Origin of the sequence: Leclercia sp. 29361, from assembly GCF_011290365.1 — a bacterium.
GTDB classification, from domain to species: Bacteria; Pseudomonadota; Gammaproteobacteria; order Enterobacterales; family Enterobacteriaceae; genus Enterobacter; species Enterobacter tamurae.
This window is the reverse complement of record NZ_CP049786.1, coordinates 1,106,167-1,124,141: the sequence shown is the minus strand read 5'-3', so window position 1 is coordinate 1,124,141 and position 17,975 is coordinate 1,106,167. Positions and strand designations below refer to the sequence as shown.

At 52.1% G+C, this 17,975-nt stretch carries 15 protein-coding genes; 8 read left to right on the top strand and 7 right to left on the bottom strand.

All coding sequences use genetic code 11. The features are described 5' to 3' along the window. Positions 1 to 101: 101 nt before the first annotated feature. The 7 genes from ppiD to bolA all read right to left on the bottom strand — a co-directional run bounded on the left by ppiD (position 102) and on the right by bolA (position 9,440). Positions 102 to 1,973 carry a peptidylprolyl isomerase gene (gene ppiD, locus G7090_RS05270; protein WP_166181730.1) on the bottom strand — a complete coding sequence of 624 codons (1,872 nt, stop codon included), beginning with the start codon at positions 1,971 to 1,973 and terminating at the stop codon, positions 102 to 104. A 211-nt stretch (positions 1,974 to 2,184) separates the two neighbouring features. Beyond that, a complete protein-coding gene (gene hupB, locus G7090_RS05265; RefSeq protein ID WP_002444653.1) occupies positions 2,185 to 2,457 on the bottom strand; it encodes a nucleoid-associated protein HU-beta in 273 nt (90 codons plus the stop codon). 210 nt (positions 2,458 to 2,667) lie between these two features. Beyond that, on the bottom strand, positions 2,668 to 5,022 hold the full coding sequence (lon, locus tag G7090_RS05260; RefSeq protein ID WP_106992145.1) for an endopeptidase La: 2,355 nt from the start codon (positions 5,020 to 5,022) through the stop codon (positions 2,668 to 2,670). A 184-nt stretch (positions 5,023 to 5,206) separates the two neighbouring features. Next, positions 5,207 to 6,481: an ATP-dependent protease ATP-binding subunit ClpX gene (clpX, locus tag G7090_RS05255; RefSeq protein ID WP_032616836.1), complete on the bottom strand. Its 1,275-nt coding sequence runs from the start codon at positions 6,479 to 6,481 to the stop codon at positions 5,207 to 5,209. A gap of 127 nt (positions 6,482 to 6,608) precedes the next feature. Beyond that, positions 6,609 to 7,232, bottom strand: coding sequence for an ATP-dependent Clp endopeptidase proteolytic subunit ClpP (gene clpP, locus G7090_RS05250; RefSeq protein ID WP_032616835.1), 624 nt, complete (start codon positions 7,230 to 7,232; stop codon positions 6,609 to 6,611). 260 nt (positions 7,233 to 7,492) lie between these two features. After that, positions 7,493 to 8,791: a trigger factor gene (gene tig, locus G7090_RS05245; protein ID WP_106992144.1), complete on the bottom strand. Its 1,299-nt coding sequence runs from the start codon at positions 8,789 to 8,791 to the stop codon at positions 7,493 to 7,495. Positions 8,792 to 9,122: 331 nt separating this feature from the next. Beyond that, positions 9,123 to 9,440, bottom strand: coding sequence for a transcriptional regulator BolA (gene bolA / locus G7090_RS05240; RefSeq protein WP_039032378.1), 318 nt, complete (start codon positions 9,438 to 9,440; stop codon positions 9,123 to 9,125). A gap of 304 nt (positions 9,441 to 9,744) precedes the next feature. Here bolA and G7090_RS05235 point away from each other — a divergent pair, with 304 nt between their 5' ends. The 8 genes from G7090_RS05235 to G7090_RS05200 all read left to right on the top strand — a co-directional run bounded on the left by G7090_RS05235 (position 9,745) and on the right by G7090_RS05200 (position 17,798). Continuing rightward, positions 9,745 to 10,323: a lipoprotein gene (locus G7090_RS05235; protein WP_106992143.1), complete on the top strand. Its 579-nt coding sequence runs from the start codon at positions 9,745 to 9,747 to the stop codon at positions 10,321 to 10,323. 45 nt (positions 10,324 to 10,368) lie between these two features. Then, positions 10,369 to 11,844 (top strand): muropeptide MFS transporter AmpG, encoded by a 1,476-nt coding sequence (gene ampG, locus G7090_RS05230; RefSeq protein WP_166181729.1) that lies wholly within the window; start codon positions 10,369 to 10,371, stop codon positions 11,842 to 11,844. A gap of 476 nt (positions 11,845 to 12,320) precedes the next feature. Further along, positions 12,321 to 13,268, top strand: a complete 948-nt coding sequence (cyoA, locus tag G7090_RS05225) for a cytochrome o ubiquinol oxidase subunit II (RefSeq protein ID WP_106992141.1) — start codon at positions 12,321 to 12,323, stop codon at positions 13,266 to 13,268. Between the two features lie 16 nt (positions 13,269 to 13,284). Then, positions 13,285 to 15,276: a cytochrome o ubiquinol oxidase subunit I gene (gene cyoB, locus G7090_RS05220; RefSeq protein ID WP_166181728.1), complete on the top strand. Its 1,992-nt coding sequence runs from the start codon at positions 13,285 to 13,287 to the stop codon at positions 15,274 to 15,276. Then, positions 15,266 to 15,880, top strand: a complete 615-nt coding sequence (locus G7090_RS05215) for a cytochrome o ubiquinol oxidase subunit III (RefSeq protein WP_032616828.1) — start codon at positions 15,266 to 15,268, stop codon at positions 15,878 to 15,880. The genes cyoB and G7090_RS05215 overlap by 11 nt, the downstream gene beginning before the upstream one ends. Beyond that, positions 15,880 to 16,206, top strand: coding sequence for a cytochrome o ubiquinol oxidase subunit IV (locus G7090_RS05210; RefSeq protein ID WP_106992139.1), 327 nt, complete (start codon positions 15,880 to 15,882; stop codon positions 16,204 to 16,206). The genes G7090_RS05215 and G7090_RS05210 overlap by 1 nt, the downstream gene beginning before the upstream one ends. An 11-nt stretch (positions 16,207 to 16,217) precedes the next feature. Then, positions 16,218 to 17,105 (top strand): heme o synthase, encoded by an 888-nt coding sequence (gene cyoE / locus G7090_RS05205; protein ID WP_106992138.1) that lies wholly within the window; start codon positions 16,218 to 16,220, stop codon positions 17,103 to 17,105. A 366-nt stretch (positions 17,106 to 17,471) separates the two neighbouring features. After that, the gene (locus G7090_RS05200) at positions 17,472 to 17,798 is read left to right on the top strand and encodes a hypothetical protein (RefSeq protein ID WP_166181727.1); all 327 of its coding nucleotides are present in this window, start codon (positions 17,472 to 17,474) and stop codon (positions 17,796 to 17,798) included. Positions 17,799 to 17,975: the final 177 nt, after the last annotated feature.

Sequence of the window (17,975 nt, the reverse complement as noted above, 5' to 3'; positions counted from 1 at the left end):
GCTTTTCCGGAACAAACAGCAGATTGCAGAAATGGAAAAGGCCGCGAAAGCGGCCTTTTGGTGTTGCAGTACGTTGCTCAGATTTGCGAGCAGCGCCGTAATTACTGCTGGGTCATGATATCGCCCAGCTTAATTTTGGCTTCTTTACGCAGGTTGCTCATCAGGGCTTCGAAGGCAATTTGCGCATTGTTCTGGGTGATTCCCTGAACCATCGCTTGCTTCTGCGCTTCTGGCATGGTGCCCGCTTTCACTTCGTCCAGCGCCAGAACCACCACGTTGCCCTGCATATCGTTGGCGATACCGAAGCTCGGCTTGTCTTTTGCCGGCAGGCTCAGACCAAATGCCGCCTGGCTGATCGGATCCTGACCAGTACGGCTCAGGGTCCTGGCCTCACCAAAGCTCAGGCCAGCCGCTTTCAGCGCCTCGTCACCTTTACCCGCTTTCAGCTCAGCCAGCAGCTTCTCAGCATCCAGCTTCGCCTGTTGCACGGCTTTATTATGTTTCACCAGCGCAGCGATCTGATCTTTCACCTCGTCCAGCGGCTTGATCGACTCTGGCTTGTGCTCAGCCACGCGCAGAACAAAGGCGCGGTCGCCGTCGACGGTGATGATGTCAGAGTTGCTGCCCGGGGTGCCGTTTTCGCCCACCAGACCACCGTTGAAGATAGCATCCGCAACCGGTTTGAAGTTCAGCTCTTCCGGCAGATTGTCACGACCAAACCAGCCGGTAGTGACCGCTTTCGCACCTGCTGCCTGCTCTGCGCCTGCCAGTGATTCGTTATCATTGCTGGCCGCGTCGCTTACCTTCTGCTGCAACGCATAGAAGCCATCCAGCGCTTTCTCCTGCTTCACTTTCGCCGCGATGTCATCACGGACGTCAGCCAGCGGTTTGGTGGTCGCAGGGGTGATATCATCCAGACGCACAACCAGGAAACCAACAGAGGATTTGATCACTCCAGAAAGTTGACCTTTCTCTTTCAGGCCGGCATTTTTCAGCTCGTCCGGCGTGGTGCCCTCTTCCAGCCAGCCCATGTCACCGCCATTTTTGGCAGAGATGATGTCGGTGGATTTCGCTTTCGCGACCGTGGCGAAGTCAGTGCCCTTGTTCAACTCATCCAGCGCCGCTTTGGCGTCGGCTTCAGTTTTGGTCTGAATGACGCTGAAACGGTTACGCTGTGGCTGAGTGAACTGATCCTGATGCTGATCGTAGTAAGTCTGGATCTCGGCATCGGAAGCGTTTTCCTGCATCGCCGCTGCATCCAGCTTGATGTAGCTCACGCGGAACTGCTCCGGGGCGGTGAAGTTATTTTTGTTCTGCTCGTAGTAGCTTTTCACCTCTTCGTCGCTCGCCTGCTGTTTAGCAGCCAGGGCGTTAACGTCGAAGGTGGCTTCGCGCACGACGCGCTGCTGAGAAACCAGCGTTGCTAGTTCATCCGCTTCGCCTTTGAGCATGAAGTCGGTGCCCACTACGGCGTTGATCAGCTGCTGAGTGGTCAGCTGGTTACGCAGCGCCTGAGCATATTGATCCGGCGTCATCCCCATCTGATTCACGATCGCGTTATAGCGGGTGTTATCGAATTTGCCGTCATTCTGGAAAGCCGGGGTGGAGAAAATGGCTTTCTTGACCTGATCGTCGCTGATGCTCAGACCGATCTCACGGGCGTACTGATCCAGCAGCGCTTCGTCGATAAGACGGTTCAGCGTCTGCTGACGCAGGTTTTTCATGTACCCTTCATTCGCCGCCAGTTCAGAGAACTGTTCGCCCAGCTGTTGCTGCATGCGGTTACGTTCACCGGCAAATGCATTTTCAAACTGCCCACGGCTGATTTCCTGGTCGTTCACTTTTGCGGCGTAGTTTGCACTACCGCCAATCAGGTATCCGCTCACGCCGGTCAAAATGAACGACACGATAATGATACCGAAAATAATCTTGAGCACGAGACTGTTAGCAGCCGTGCGTAAGCTGTCCATCATGGTGTAACCACACTCCGCTGTAGGTGACTGGTGACCTGACGCTGGCGGAAATCCTGACCGCAGCGCATAAAGACGTATTGTGACAAGAAACCGGGGCGATTGTCAGCCCACAACTCGCATAAACTCACATAAATCAGGCCTGGACAAACAAAAAAGGCACATCAAATGATGCGCCCTTGTACTTTTCAACTTCCCTGAAGTAAGAAAGCGATCAGTTTACTGCGTCTTTCAGCGCTTTGCCGGCGCGGAAGCCCGGAACTTTAGCAGCAGCGATGGTGATCTCTTTACCGGTCTGAGGGTTGCGGCCAGTACGGGCAGCACGCTCTTTAACAGCAAAAGTACCAAAACCTACCAGCGCCACGTCGTCCCCAGCCTGCAGAGATTCGGTAACAGAAGCAATCAAAGCATCTAACGCACGTCCAGCCGCAGCTTTGGAGATGTCAGCACCCGCAGCAATTTTGTCAATCAGTTGAGATTTATTCACTCTTCTCTTCCTCTCTTTATAATTTATATCGCGTCTGAATCCTTCACAACGCGACCGCGCAGCAGTTATATCAGGCCTGCCATGACCTTACAACACCCGTTGTTGATGGCTGGCCCAATCAGCAATCTAAATTAGCTATACAAAAAAAGGCTGGCAAGCCCGAAATCGCTCACCAGCCTTGTTTTTATTGACGCTCTTTGCGCGAGGTCACTATTTTGCGGTCACAACCTGCATTCCGTAAGGCTCATTCTGCAGTGCAAGGGTCAGAACTTCCTCAATTCGTTTCACCGGATGAATATCCAGATCGGCGATAACGTTATCCGGAATCTCTTCCAGATCGCGCTTGTTCTCATACGGGATGAGGACCGTTTTAATGCCGCCACGGTGTGCAGCCAGCAGTTTTTCTTTCAAACCGCCAATCGGCAGAACCTGGCCACGCAGGGTGATTTCACCGGTCATCGCCACATCAGCACGCACCGGGTTGCCGGTCAGGCAGGAGACCAGGGCGCTACACATCGCGATACCCGCGCTTGGACCATCTTTCGGCGTTGCCCCTTCCGGCACGTGAACGTGAATGTCGCGTTTTTCGTAAAAGTCCGGATTGATACCCAGTTTTTCCGCACGCGCGCGCACCACGGTCAGCGCAGCCTGAATGGACTCCTGCATCACTTCACCCAGCGAGCCGGTGTAGGTCAGCTTACCTTTACCCGGTACGCAGGCGGTTTCAATGGTCAGCAGATCGCCACCCACTTCCGTCCACGCCAGACCAGTTACCTGACCGACGCGGTTTTCGCTGTCCGCACGGCCATAGTCGTAACGCTGAACCCCGAGATATTCGTGCAGATTGTCGCCATTAATTTCAATGTGCTTCAGCGTCTTGTCGAGCAGCAGCTGTTTCACCGCCTTACGACACAGCTTGGAGATTTCGCGCTCCAGGCTACGCACGCCCGCTTCACGGGTGTAGTAACGAATAATGCCGATGATCGCACTGTCATCAACGGTCAATTCGCTCTCTTTCAGTGCGTTACGTTCAATCTGCTTCGACAGCAGGTGACGACGGGCAATGTTCAGTTTTTCGTCTTCGGTGTAGCCAGAAAGACGGATCACTTCCATACGATCCAGCAGCGGGGCCGGGATGTTCATGGAGTTGGAGGTAGCCACGAACATCACATCGCTGAGGTCGTAGTCCACTTCCAGGTAGTGATCGCTGAACGCCACGTTCTGCTCTGGATCCAGCACTTCAAGCAGGGCTGAAGCCGGATCGCCACGCATGTCGGACGACATTTTGTCGATCTCATCCAGCAGGAACAGTGGGTTTTTAACCCCTACTTTTGCCATTTTCTGGATCAATTTGCCCGGCATGGAACCGATATAGGTTCGACGGTGACCGCGGATTTCCGCTTCGTCACGCACGCCGCCCAGCGCCATACGGATGTACTTACGTCCGGTCGCTTTGGCAATGGACTGGCCCAGAGAGGTCTTACCCACCCCCGGCGGCCCGACCAGGCACAGAATTGGGCCCTTGAGCTTATTAACACGGCTCTGAACCGCGAGATACTCAAGGATGCGGTCTTTGACGCGTTCCAGGCCGTAGTGGTCGGTATCCAGGATCTCCTGGGCCTGACGCAGGTCTTTTTTGACCTTGCTGCGGGCATTCCAGGGAACCTGAACCATCCACTCGATATAGCCGCGAACCACCGTCGCTTCCGCCGACATCGGAGACATCATTTTCAGCTTCTGCAGTTCTGCTTCGGCCTTCTCTTTTGCCTCTTTTGGCATTTTCGCCGCGTCGATCTTGCGCTTCAGCGCTTCGTTTTCGTCCGGCGCGTCGTCCATCTCACCGAGCTCTTTCTGGATGGCTTTCATTTGCTCATTCAGGTAGTACTCACGCTGAGATTTCTCCATCTGCTTTTTCACGCGGTTGCGAATGCGTTTCTCAACCTGCAGCAGATCGATTTCAGACTCCATCATCGCCATCAGATATTCCAGACGTTCGTTAACGTCGGACATCTCCAGCACGGACTGTTTGTCAGCCAGCTTCAGCGGCATGTGCGCAGCGATGGTGTCAGCCAGACGTGCAGGATCGTCGATGCTGTTCAGCGACGTCAGCACTTCTGGTGGGATTTTTTTGTTCAGCTTGATATAGCCTTCAAACTGACTGATCGCGGTGCGAACCAGCACCTCCTGCTCACGCTCGTCAAGCTGAGGCGAGTCCAGGTATTCGGCTTTTGCTGCGAAGTGTTCGCCATCATCAGATAGCGTGGTAATACGCGCACGCTGCAGCCCCTCGACCAGCACCTTCACGGTGCCATCAGGCAGCTTCAGCATTTGTAAAATAGAGGCCACGGTCCCGACGGTGAAAAGATCGTTTACACCCGGCTCATCCGTTGATGCTTCTTTCTGCGCAACCAGCATGATTTTTTTATCATGATCCATGGCGGCTTCAAGGCAACGGATAGATTTTTCCCGCCCTACAAATAAGGGTATGACCATGTGCGGATAAACCACCACATCGCGCAACGGCAATACGGGGATTTCAATGCGTTCAGAACGCTCAGGATTCATAGAGCTCTCTCTTAGTTTAGTGTCCGCCAGGTAATCAGGTTGCAGGACTGTGCTTCATGCAACCATTAACATGTAATCCAGTATATGGGGATGATTCCCACACATTCAACGCCATGTTTACGGAAAAATAAAAGGGGGGATTAAATCCCCCCTTTTTGATTAACTGCTTGTATGCTCTGGCGAATTATTCGCCAGAGGCCTGCTGGGCTTCCGGCGTGCCGTAAATCAGCAGCGGCTTGCTTTGACCAGCAATGACGGACTCGTCGATAACCACTTTTTCGACCTCTTCCATTGAAGGAAGATCGTACATGGTATCGAGCAGGGCAGCTTCAACGATTGAACGCAGACCACGTGCACCGGTTTTACGTGCCATTGCTTTTTTAGCAATCGCATCCAGCGCTTCATCGCGGAACTCCAGCTCAACGCCTTCCAGATTGAACAACGCCTGGTACTGCTTGGTCAGGGCATTTTTCGGCTCTTTCAGGATCTGAATCAGCGCGTCTTCACTCAGTTCTGTCAGGGTGGCGACAACCGGCAGACGACCAATGAACTCAGGGATCAGACCAAACTTGATCAGATCTTCTGGCTCAACCTGGGTCAGCAGTTCGCCCTCTTTCGCTTTTTCAGACTTCGCCTTCACCGTCGCGCCAAAGCCAATACCCGAGCCGGTTTCAACGCGGTTAGCAATGACTTTATCCAGGCCAGCAAACGCACCGCCACAGATAAACAGGATCTTGGACGTATCAACCTGCAGGAACTCCTGCTGAGGATGCTTACGACCGCCCTGAGGTGGAACAGCGGCAACCGTCCCTTCGATAAGTTTCAGCAATGCCTGCTGCACGCCTTCACCGGACACGTCACGGGTGATCGACGGGTTATCGGATTTACGCGAGATTTTGTCGATCTCATCGATATACACGATACCGCGCTGGGCTTTCTGAACGTCGTAATCGCACTTCTGCAGCAGTTTCTGGATGATGTTTTCCACATCCTCACCCACATAACCGGCTTCGGTCAGGGTGGTGGCATCCGCCATGGTAAACGGAACATCCAGCAGACGCGCCAGGGTTTCTGCCAGCAGAGTTTTACCGGAACCGGTTGGGCCGATCAGCAAAATGTTACTTTTGCCCAGCTCAACGCCGTTGCTGTTATCCCCGTTACGCAGACGTTTGTAGTGGTTGTACACCGCCACTGCCAGCACTTTCTTCGCCTGTTCCTGGCCGATGACGTAGTCATCAAGATGATGACGGATTTCATGCGGCGTAGGTAACGCGCTGCGCTCACGGTGTGGTGCGACTTCTTTAATCTCTTCGCGGATGATGTCGTTACATAAGTCGACACATTCGTCGCAGATATACACGGATGGCCCGGCAATCAGTTTGCGCACTTCATGCTGGCTTTTGCCGCAAAAAGAGCAATAAAGCAGTTTGCCCGATCCATCTTTGCGTTTATCTGTCATGAGTCAAAACCTCTTTTTAAGTTCTTTGTGCCGCACATGACGACGCAAATGCCATTCTCAGACGCAGGCTGCTGATTAGCAAAATGCCGCCCTACCATAGTATAGCGGCACACCCGCGCCGTGGGCATCAATTACGGTGGGTCAAAATGGAGTCGACTAAGCCGTACTCTACTGCCTCTGGTGCGGACAGGAAGCGATCGCGCTCGGTATCACGCTCGATCTGCTCTAATGATTGACCCGTATGATGAGCCATAAGTTCATTCATGCGCCCTTTTACCTTCAGGATTTCACGGGCATGAATTTCAATGTCTGTTGCCTGGCCCTGGTACCCGCCCAGCGGCTGGTGAATCATTACGCGCGAGTTCGGCAGGCAGAAACGCTTACCTTTCGCCCCTGCGGTCAGCAGGAATGCGCCCATCGATGCTGCCTGGCCCATACAAATGGTGCTTACATCAGGCTTGATGAACTGCATGGTATCGTAAATGGACATCCCGGCAGTGATCACGCCACCTGGGGAGTTGATGTACAGGTAAATGTCTTTTTCCGGGTTTTCCGCTTCCAGAAACAGCATCTGCGCTACGATCAGGTTCGCCATGTGGTCTTCCACCTGGCCGGTCATGAAGATAACGCGTTCTTTAAGCAGACGGGAGTAGATATCAAAAGAACGTTCACCTCGAGAGGTTTGTTCAATAACCATTGGCACCAGCGCCATATGGGGTGCAAAGTTATCTCGTTCGCCACTGTATGACATTTCCGTCTCCTGGATAAAAAATGAAAATACCTGCTGTACTGATTGTAACCTTGTGGACGGATTATCAGCCAGTCTCTTTAATACTGCTTCCCCACTAATGGGGGCGGCTCAGCCCTATTTCAAGCATAACAATCTTTTGTTTTAACGCTAACACTGAAAAGGCGTTTTATCACGCTTTGGGATTTATAACCGTGATAAAAAAAACCCGCCGCCGGGAGGCAACGGGTTTTTTGCTCAAACTTTAAACGAAGCAGGCAGAATTAAGCCTGTTGGTTCATCAGTTCGTTGAAAGAAGTGGCTTTTTCAGACACTTTCGCTTTGGCCAGAACGGCTTCAACAGCCTGCTCTTCCAGAGCCACGTTGCGCATGTTTTCCATCAGCTCTTTGTTGCTGCCGTAGAAAGCAACCACTTCTGACGGATCTTCATAGGCAGAAGCCATCTCTTCGATCAGGCCTTTAACACGCTCTTCGTCAGCTTTCAGCTCGTGGGTACGAATCACTTCGCCCAGCAGCAGACCAACAACAACGCGGCGTTTAGCCTGCTCTTCGAACAGCTCACGTGGCAGTTCCAGAGCTTGTTTCTCGTTGCCACCGAAACGCTGTGCAGCCTGGCGACGCAGAACGTCGATTTCGCTGTCGATCAGGGCCGCAGGGATTTCGATTTCGTTCGCTTTAACCAGACCGTCGATCGCCTGAGACTTAACGCGGTTACGCACGGCGCCTTTCAGCTCGCGTTCCATGTTTTTACGCACTTCTGCACGCAGACCTTCAACAGAACCATCTTCAACGCCGAAACGTTTGATGAAATCTGCAGTCAGTTCTGGCAGTTCGCGGTCTTCAACTTTCTTCAGGGTAATCGCGAATTTCGCTGCTTTACCTTTCAGGTTTTCAGCGTGGTACTCTTCCGGGAAGGTCACGTCGATAGTGAACTCTTCGCCTGCGCTGTGGCCTTTGATACCGTCTTCAAAGCCTGGGATCATACGACCCTGGCCCATTGCCAGTACGAAGTCAGAGGCTTTGCCGCCTTCGAACTCTTCGCCGTCTACTGAGCCGGAGAAGTCGATGGTGACGCGGTCTTCTGCATCAGCAGCGCCGTCTTTGTCTTTCCAGGTCGCCTGCTGCTTACGCAGGGTGTCCAGCATGCCGTCAACGTCGGCTTCAGTCACTTCAACGACTGGTTTTTCAACTTCGATCGCGTCCAGACCCTTCAGCTCAACTTCAGGGTAAACTTCGAACTCTACCGCGTAGGTGAAGTCTTCGCCCATTTTGTATTCGCCCGGAACATAGGTCGGGGAACCGGCTGGGTTGATTTTTTCTTTGATGATCGCGTCAACGAAGTTGCGGCTCATCAGGTCACCCAGCACGTCCTGGCGAACAGAAGCGCCATAACGCTGAGCAACGACATTCATCGGTACTTTTCCCTTGCGGAAGCCGTCAATACGGACTTTCTTTGCTACGTTGACCAGCTCGCTTTTTACAGCGTTTTCGATGCTGTCAGCAGCGATTGTAATCGTTACACGGCGGCCAAGGCCTTGAGTGGTTTCAACTGAAACTTGCATCTTGTTACCTCAAAAAAATCACAGTGCTCGGTCAACTCTGAATTTGCCTCGCAATACCGGGATGCTCTCTTAGCAGATTCACATTCCCTGTCGCCAGAATCATCCCGAAGACATTCATATTAAGACGCGGCATTATAGCGGCATCACTTTAGTGAGTCGAGAACGGTTGGCGCATGTTGCTGCGGCTTTTTTCACAATTTCAGGCTATTTTCGGCCTTAAAATCGCGCCACCGGCTCAAAACCCGGACAAAACAAAACGGCCCGCAGGCCGTTTTGACGTAATCTTTATGCAACATACTGGAAAAGCTCCCGCTGTTGCAAACAGGATTTATTACGCGATCGTCCCGGCCCCGCGGCACGGTGGCGAGGCGAAAATCGTATCCTGCAGTCCCTTCCACTCTTTGATCGTATACGTGTGTAATGCCAGCGCATGGACCGTGGTTGAGAGCTCTTCCGTCAGGGTTCCGTAAATCATACGGTGACGATTGAGAAAACGCTCACCAGCGAAACGATCGCTGACCAGCACCACTTTGAAGTGGCTCTCAGAGCCTGCCGGTACGTTATGACGATAGCTTTCGTCGACGACTTCGAGGAACACAGGTTCAAACGCCGCCCTTAACTTATCTTCAATCTGTTCACGTATCATCATGAAATTACTCCTCCGACAACGCTGAGATGTCACCCATCCCTTTAAATGTTAGCCGCTTTTACCGCTTGCATAACAAGAAGACAACAAAAATTTAGCTTTCATCTGATTTTCTCATTCAAGCGTATGAAGTCCTATAAGGGGGGAGTCGTTTTGTCGGTCGAATAACGGAAAAGCGTTTCAGGTGGTCAGTTTTCAGACAAGGCGATGAATTTACATGCGTTGACCACTTCCCCTTGCCGTTGGCGATGTTATGATGGCGGCAATTTTTTTCTATATATGCTTACGATTCGCTGAGAGCCTGAACATGTTAAAAAAACTCCTTTTCCCTATGGTCGCCCTGTTTATGCTGGCCGGCTGTGCAACCCCGCCTACCACCATTGATGTTTCTCCGAAGATCACTCTGCCACAGCAGGATCCAAGCCTGATGGGCGTCACCGTGAGCATTAACGGCGCGGATCAGCGTAAAGACCAGGCGCTGGCGAAAGTGACCCGTGATAACCAGCTGGTGACCCTCACTGCTTCACGCGATCTGCGCTTCCTGCTGCAGGAAGTGCTAGAGAAACAAATGACTTCCCGCGGTTACATGGTTGGCCCAAGCGGTGCGGTTGATCTGCAGATTATCGTCAATAACCTGTACGCTGACGTTTCTCAGGGCAATGTGCGCTACAACATCGCGACCAAAGCCGATATCGCCATCATCGCCACCGCGAAGAACGGCAATAAGATGAACAAGAACTACCGCGCAAGCTACTCTGTTGAAGGTGCCTTCCAGGCCACCAACAAGAATATCGCTAATGCCGTCAACAGCGTGCTGACCGACACCATCGCCGATATGGCGCAGGACACCAGCATTCACGACTTCATCAAGCAGAACGCACGTTAATCCTGCCTGCTGACCCGACCTCCGGTCGGGTCAGTTTGCCTGCTCATGTCCAGTCAATACTTACGTATTTTCCAGCAACCTAAATCAGCTATCCTGCTGATCCTCGGTTTCGCCTCCGGTTTACCCCTTGCCCTGACATCCGGCACGCTACAGGCGTGGATGACCGTAGAGAATATCGATCTTAAAACTATCGGTTTCTTCTCGTTGGTGGGCCAGGCCTATGTCTTTAAGTTCTTGTGGTCGCCGATGATGGACCGCTACACCCCGCCATTCCTCGGCAGGCGTCGTGGCTGGTTGCTGATGACCCAGGCATTGCTGATGCTGGCGATTGCCGCCATGGGCTTCCTCGAACCTGGATCGCAGCTGCGCTGGATGGCTGCGCTGGCGGTGGTGATTGCCTTCTGTTCAGCATCCCAGGATATCGTTTTTGATGCCTGGAAAACCGACGTTCTCTCTGCCGAAGAGCGTGGCACCGGGGCTGCGATAAGCGTTCTGGGCTACCGTCTGGGAATGCTGGTTTCCGGCGGGCTGGCCTTATGGCTGGCGGATCGTTACCTCGGCTGGCAGGGCATGTACTGGCTGATGGCCGCGCTGCTCATTCCCTGCATGATCGCCACCTTCCTCGCCCCGGAACCGAGCGATGTTATCCCGGTTCCTCGCTCCCTCGAACAGGCGGTTGCCGAACCGCTGCGCGACTTCTTTGGCCGTAACAATGCCTGGCTCATTCTGCTGCTGATTGTGCTGTATAAGCTCGGGGATGCGTTTGCCATGAGCCTGACCACCACCTTTTTGATCCGCGGCGTGGGCTTCGATGCCGGCGAAGTAGGGGTGGTAAATAAGACGCTGGGGCTGATTGCCACCATTATCGGCGCGCTGTATGGCGGCGTGCTGATGCAGCGCTTAAGCCTGTTCCGCGCGCTGCTGATCTTCGGCATTTTGCAGGGGATTTCTAACGCCGGTTACTGGCTGCTCTCGATTACCGATAAACAGATGCTCAGCATGGCGGCGGCGGTGTTCTTTGAAAACCTGTGCGGCGGGATGGGAACGGCTGCGTTTGTCGCGCTGCTGATGACCCTGTGCAACAAATCCTTCTCCGCGACACAGTTTGCCCTGCTCTCTGCGCTCTCGGCCGTGGGCCGGGTCTATGTCGGCCCTATCGCTGGCTGGTTTGTGGAAGTGCACGGGTGGGCTGAGTTTTATCTCTTCTCGGTCTTTGCGGCCATTCCGGGATTGCTGCTGCTATTAATATGTCGCCGCTCGCTGGAATATACCCAGCAGACAGAACATTTTATGGTCAGGACGCATTTCCCGTCGGCCTATCGCTTCGCATTAAGAATATTGCTGGCGGGATGTGTGATGCTGGCCCTGTGGCTGGTGGTCCTGATCGTTAACGCCACGACCACTCTCGCCCTTCCGTTTGCCCTGCTGCTGCTGGACATCGGTGCGCTGCTGGCGCTGACCGGGATCCTGACAGGGGGTCTCCTCGACTACCTGGCTATGCGTGAGAGCCAAAAGGTGTAAAACCATAAAAAAAGGTTATTTTACGTTGTAATCACCCTGGTAAATTATAACGGCGAATAAATTCGTTCCCGCAAAATAATATTTGTTGTTTCGTGCCTCTTAGAATTTCGGAAATTATTGGAACAAGGAACAGAGGATATTTTTCGTTAACCGATTCAGCAAACGAAACATTAATTTTACGTTTTTTAGTTGTCTCTTTATTGATAATTATTTGTTAATGATTTGTGTTTTTTTAGCAATGGTTATACCAATTGCCCTTTTTACCCTCCCTACAGAGTCTGTTTCGTTATAAAGCCCATCTGGCGGTGCTTGCGTCTGAAAAACGGCTATAATTTGCAACATCTGTGACTTCCCTGGCAGAACCCGGTAACACGTTCCTGACACAGGTCTAATGATGTTTACAGTAATGTAACCTTCCCGTAAAATGCCCCCACACTTTAAACGCCACCAGGTCCCCGTGGAATTGAGGTCGTTAAATGACACTTAGGAAATACAATAAATGTTTGGGATGGTTGTCGTTATTTGCAGGCACTGTTTTACTCAGTGGCTGTGATTCTGCGCTGCTAGACCCCAAAGGACAGATTGGACTGGAGCAACGTTCGCTCATTCTGACGGCTTTCGGCCTGATGATGATCGTCGTGATTCCCGCCATCTTGATGGCTGTTGGTTTCGCCTGGAAGTATCGTGCGAGCAACAAAGATGCGAAGTATAGCCCTAACTGGTCACACTCCAATAAAGTGGAAGCTGTGGTCTGGACGGTGCCGATTCTGATCATCCTGTTCCTTGCCGTACTGACATGGAAAACCACTCACGCGCTCGAACCTGCAAAACCGCTTGTTCACGATGAGAAACCGATTACGATCGAAGTCGTCTCCATGGACTGGAAATGGTTCTTCATCTACCCGGAACAGGGCATTGCTACCGTAAACGAAATCGCCTTCCCGGCGAACGTCCCGGTGCAGTTCAAAGTAACGTCTAACTCCGTGATGAACTCCTTCTTTATCCCGCGTCTGGGCAGCCAGATTTACGCGATGGCCGGTATGCAGACCAACCTGCACCTGATCGCGAATGAAGCAGGCACCTATGATGGTATCTCCGCCAGCTACAGTGGCCCGGGCTTCTCTGGTATGAAGTTCAAAGCCATTGCCACTCCGGACCGTGCCGCTTTCGACCAGTGGGTTGCTAAAGCGAAACAGTCTCCGAACACCATGTCTGACATGGCTACGTTCGACAAAGTGGCAACACCTAGCGAATACAACAAGGTGGAGTACTTCTCTAACGTGAAACCGAATTTGTTCAAAGACGTTATTGGCAAATTTATGGACCACGGCAAGAGCATGGACGTGACCCAACCTGAAGGTGAGCATAGCTCGCACGAAGGGATGGAAGGCATGGACATGAGCCACGCGGAAACCTCTCACTAAGGGGCCGAGGAAGAAAATGTTCGGAAAATTAACACTGGATGCAGTGCCGTACCATGAGCCGATTATCATGGTTACGATTGCTGCCATTGTCATTGGTGGCGCAGCCTTAGTTGGCTTAATCACTTACTTCGGTAAGTGGAGCTATCTGTGGAATGAGTGGCTGACTTCGGTTGACCACAAAAAACTCGGTATCATGTACTGCATCGTCGGTATCGTCATGTTAATTCGTGGCTTTGCTGATGCAATCATGATGCGTAGCCAGCAGGCGCTTGCCTCCGCTGGCGAAGCAGGCTTCCTGCCGCCGCACCACTACGACCAGATCTTTACCGCGCACGGCGTGATTATGATCTTCTTCGTGGCGATGCCGCTGGTTATCGGTCTGATGAACGTTGTCGTTCCGCTGCAAATCGGCGCGCGCGACGTTGCGTATCCGTTCCTGAACAACCTGAGCTTCTGGTTCACGGTTGTCGGTGTGATTCTGGTTAACCTCTCTCTGGGCGTAGGTGAATTCGCACAGACTGGTTGGCTGGCTTACCCACCGCTTTCGGGAATTGAGTACAGTCCTGGCGTAGGTGTTGATTACTGGATCTGGGCGCTACAGCTCTCCGGTGTCGGTACTACCCTGACCGGTATTAACTTCTTCGTGACCATCCTGAAGATGCGTGCACCAGGTATGACGATGTTCAAGATGCCAGTATTTACCTGGGCATCTCTGTGCGCCAACATCCTGATTATCGCGTCATTCCCAATTCTGACTGTCACCGTCGCGCTGCTGACCCTGGATCGCTATCTGGGCACCCATTTCTTCACCAATGATATGGGCGGCAACATGATGATGTACATCAACCTGATTTGGGCATGGGGTCACCCTGAAGTGTACATCCTGGTTCTGCCGGTCTTCGGTGTGTTCTCCGAAATCGCAGCGACCTTCTCACGTAAGCGTCTGTTTGGTTACACCTCGCTGGTGTGGGCAACCGTGTGTATTACCGTCCTGTCGTTCATCGTCTGGCTGCACCACTTCTTCACTATGGGTGCAGGCGCAAACGTAAACGCCTTCTTCGGTATCACCACCATGATTATCGCGATCCCAACCGGGGTTAAGATCTTCAACTGGTTGTTCACCATGTACCAGGGCCGTATCCAGTTCCACTCAGCCATGCTGTGGACCATCGGCTTCATCGTCACCTTCTCCGTAGGTGGGATGACCGGCGTACTGCTGGCTGTACCGGGCGCTGACTTTGTACTGCACAACAGCCTGTTCCTGATTGCGCACTTCCATAACGTTATCATCGGCGGCGTCGTCTTCGGCTGCTTCGCTGGCGTAACCTACTGGTGGCCAAAAGCGTTCGGCTTCACGCTGAACGAAAAATGGGGTAAACGCGCGTTCTGGTTCTGGATCATCGGCTTCTTCGTGGCATTTATGCCGCTGTACGTGCTGGGCTTCATGGGTATGACCCGTCGTCTGAGCCAGCAGATCGATCCGCAGTTCCACCCAATGCTGATGGTTGCAGCGGTGGGTGCAGCGCTGATTGCCTGTGGTATCGCGTCCCAGCTGTATATGTTCTACGTCTCTATTCGCGACCGCGATCAGAACCGTGACCTGACCGGTGACCCATGGGGTGGCCGTACGCTGGAGTGGGCAACCTCTTCTCCTCCGCCGTTCTATAACTTTGCCGTTGTGCCGCACATTCATGAGCGTGACGCATTCTGGGAAATGAAAGAAAAAGGCGAAGCGTATAAGCAACCAGCGCATTATGAAGAGATCCATATGCCGAAAAACAGCGCAGCGGGCATGGTTATCGCCGCCTTCGCTACGGTATTTGGTTTCGCTATGATCTGGCACATCTGGTGGCTTGCGATCGTCGGCTTTGCTGGCATCGTGATCAGCTGGATTGTGAAGAGCTTTGATGAGGACGTGGACTACTACGTACCAGTCCGTGAAGTTGAAATTCTGGAAAAACAGCATTTCGACGAGATTGCTAAAGCGGGGCTGAAAAATGGCAACTGATACTTTAACCCACGCGACTGCCCATGCGCATGAACACGGGCACCACGATACAGGGCCGATGAAAGTTTTCGGCTTCTGGATCTACCTGATGAGCGACTGCATCCTGTTCTGCTGTCTGTTCGCAACCTATGCCGTTCTGGTGAACGGCACAGCGGGCGGCCCGACCGGTAAGGACATTTTCGAGCTGCCGTTCGTACTGGTTGAAACCGCACTGCTGTTATTCAGCTCCATCACCTACGGCATGGCTGCCATTGCCATGTACAAGAACAACAAGAGCCAGGTTGTCTCCTGGCTGGCGTTGACCTGGCTGTTTGGTGCTGGATTTATCGGGATGGAAATCTATGAATTCCACCACCTGATTGCCGAAGGTTTCGGTCCGGATCGTAGCGGCTTCCTGTCAGCGTTCTTCGCGCTGGTCGGTACCCACGGTCTGCACGTAACCTCTGGTCTGATCTGGATGGCGGTTCTGATGTTCCAGGTATCCCGTCGCGGCCTGACCAGCACTAACCGTACCCGTATCATGTGCCTGAGTCTGTTCTGGCACTTCCTGGATGTGGTGTGGATCTGTGTGTTCTCTGTAGTCTATCTGATGGGGGCGATGTAATGAGTCATTCAAACGATCATGGCGCTTCCCACGGTAGCGTAAAAACCTACATGACAGGTTTTATCCTGTCGATCATCCTGACGGTGATTCCGTTCTGGATGGTGATGAACGGTAGTGCGTCTAAGCCGGTTATCCTGGGTGCAATCCTGGTGACGGCGGTGATTCAGATTCTGGTGCATCTGGTTTGCTTCCTGCACATGAACACTAAATCCGATGAAGGCTGGAACCTGACGGCATTTATCTTTACCGTGATTATCATCGCAATCCTGGTAGTCGGCTCCATCTGGATTATGTGGAACCTCAACTACAACATGATGGTTCACTAAGAGCGGCGAGTATGTTTAAGCAATACCTGCAAGTCACAAAACCTGGCATCATCTTTGGCAACCTGATCTCGGTGATCGGAGGGTTCTTGCTGGCCTCGAAAGGCAGCATCGATTACACCCTCTTTATCTACACGCTGGTTGGGGTGTCACTGGTTGTTGCGTCCGGTTGTGTATTTAACAACTACATCGACAGGGATATCGACAGGAAGATGGAAAGGACAAAAAATCGGGTGCTGGTAAAAGGCCTGATGTCCCCTGCCGTCTCGCTGGTGTACGCCACCTTGCTGGGTATTGCTGGCTTTATGCTGCTGTGGTTCGGCGCCAACCCTCTGGCCTGCTGGCTGGGGGTGATGGGTTTCGTGGTGTATGTGGGCGTCTACAGCCTGTATATGAAACGTCACTCCGTCTACGGTACGCTGATTGGTTCACTCTCCGGCGCTGCGCCGCCGGTGATTGGCTACTGCGCGGTCACCAACGAGTTCGACAGCGGTGCGCTGATCCTGCTGGCTATCTTTAGCCTGTGGCAGATGCCGCACTCCTACGCCATTGCGATTTTCCGCTTTAAGGATTATCAGGCAGCGAACATTCCGGTACTGCCGGTGGTGAAAGGCATTTCCGTTGCCAAGAACCATATCACGCTCTACATCATTGCCTTTGCGGTTGCTACGCTGATGCTCTCACTGGGCGGTTACGCTGGGTACAAATATCTGGTGGTTGCTGCGGCGGTGAGCGTCTGGTGGCTCGGTATGGCACTGCGGGGTTATAAAGTGGAAGACGACAAAGTCTGGGCACGCAAACTGTTTGTGTTCTCGATTGTCGCTATCACGTCTCTGTCGGTGATGATGTCCGTCGACTTTATGGTGCCGGATTCACATAATCTGCTGACTTACGTCTGGTGAGTATCATCATCGCGCCATGCGATTGAGATAACTTTCACTACAGCGTAAATCTCAAGTGAAGCATGCTTCACTTTTCAAACACTTCACAACGTCAGGTTGTGGAGTGTTTTTTTTTGCCCGGCAAAAGCAAAATGAAGAAATCATCATTCATGAAAAAATAGCTAAATCTTAATTTATCTAAACAAACTTCACATAATGAATTTATATGTTATGAATTGACCTCCATGCTTCAGCTTATTTATAAGCCATAAAATTAAGTTACCTTAAAAAATATTCAGTATTATCTCTTTTAACACTACTGCTATCATGGCCAAAGGTGAGCAAATTTGCTCGCCCTCACCTATTCATTAACATGGAAATAAAAAAATGAAAGAATTAAATCTAAACGAAATGGAAGCAGTTTCAGGTGCAGGTATTCTGGATGTTCCTTGTGCACTGGTTAGCTATACCGTACAGTCTGCGCTTGGTCTGGTAAAAGTGGGGGTTGAAACCGCCGCTGCGGTGGCATTGAACACCGTTCAGACAGCTATTAACATCGGTATTAACTCTGCCAGCAGCAACCCAGAAAGCATCTTCAGTGTTATTCAAAACAGCTGCAACTCCCTGAACTATACAACATCTGGTATTTGGTCAGACTTTGTTTATAACGCAGCGACCGATTGGGGACAAGTCTCCTACGCACTGAACAAATAATAGTATCTGGCCAGTTGAATTTGGACTGGCCACCCTCTCATTTCACCAATGTTTCTCCCTTCCTCTTAGTCAGTGATCAATCCTGTTTAATAGCGTAACAGGTATTCGAAAAATCCTTTACAGGTTACAAAACCAGCTGAAATTTAAACGATAGCGATAAGTAGTGAGCTCCCGCTA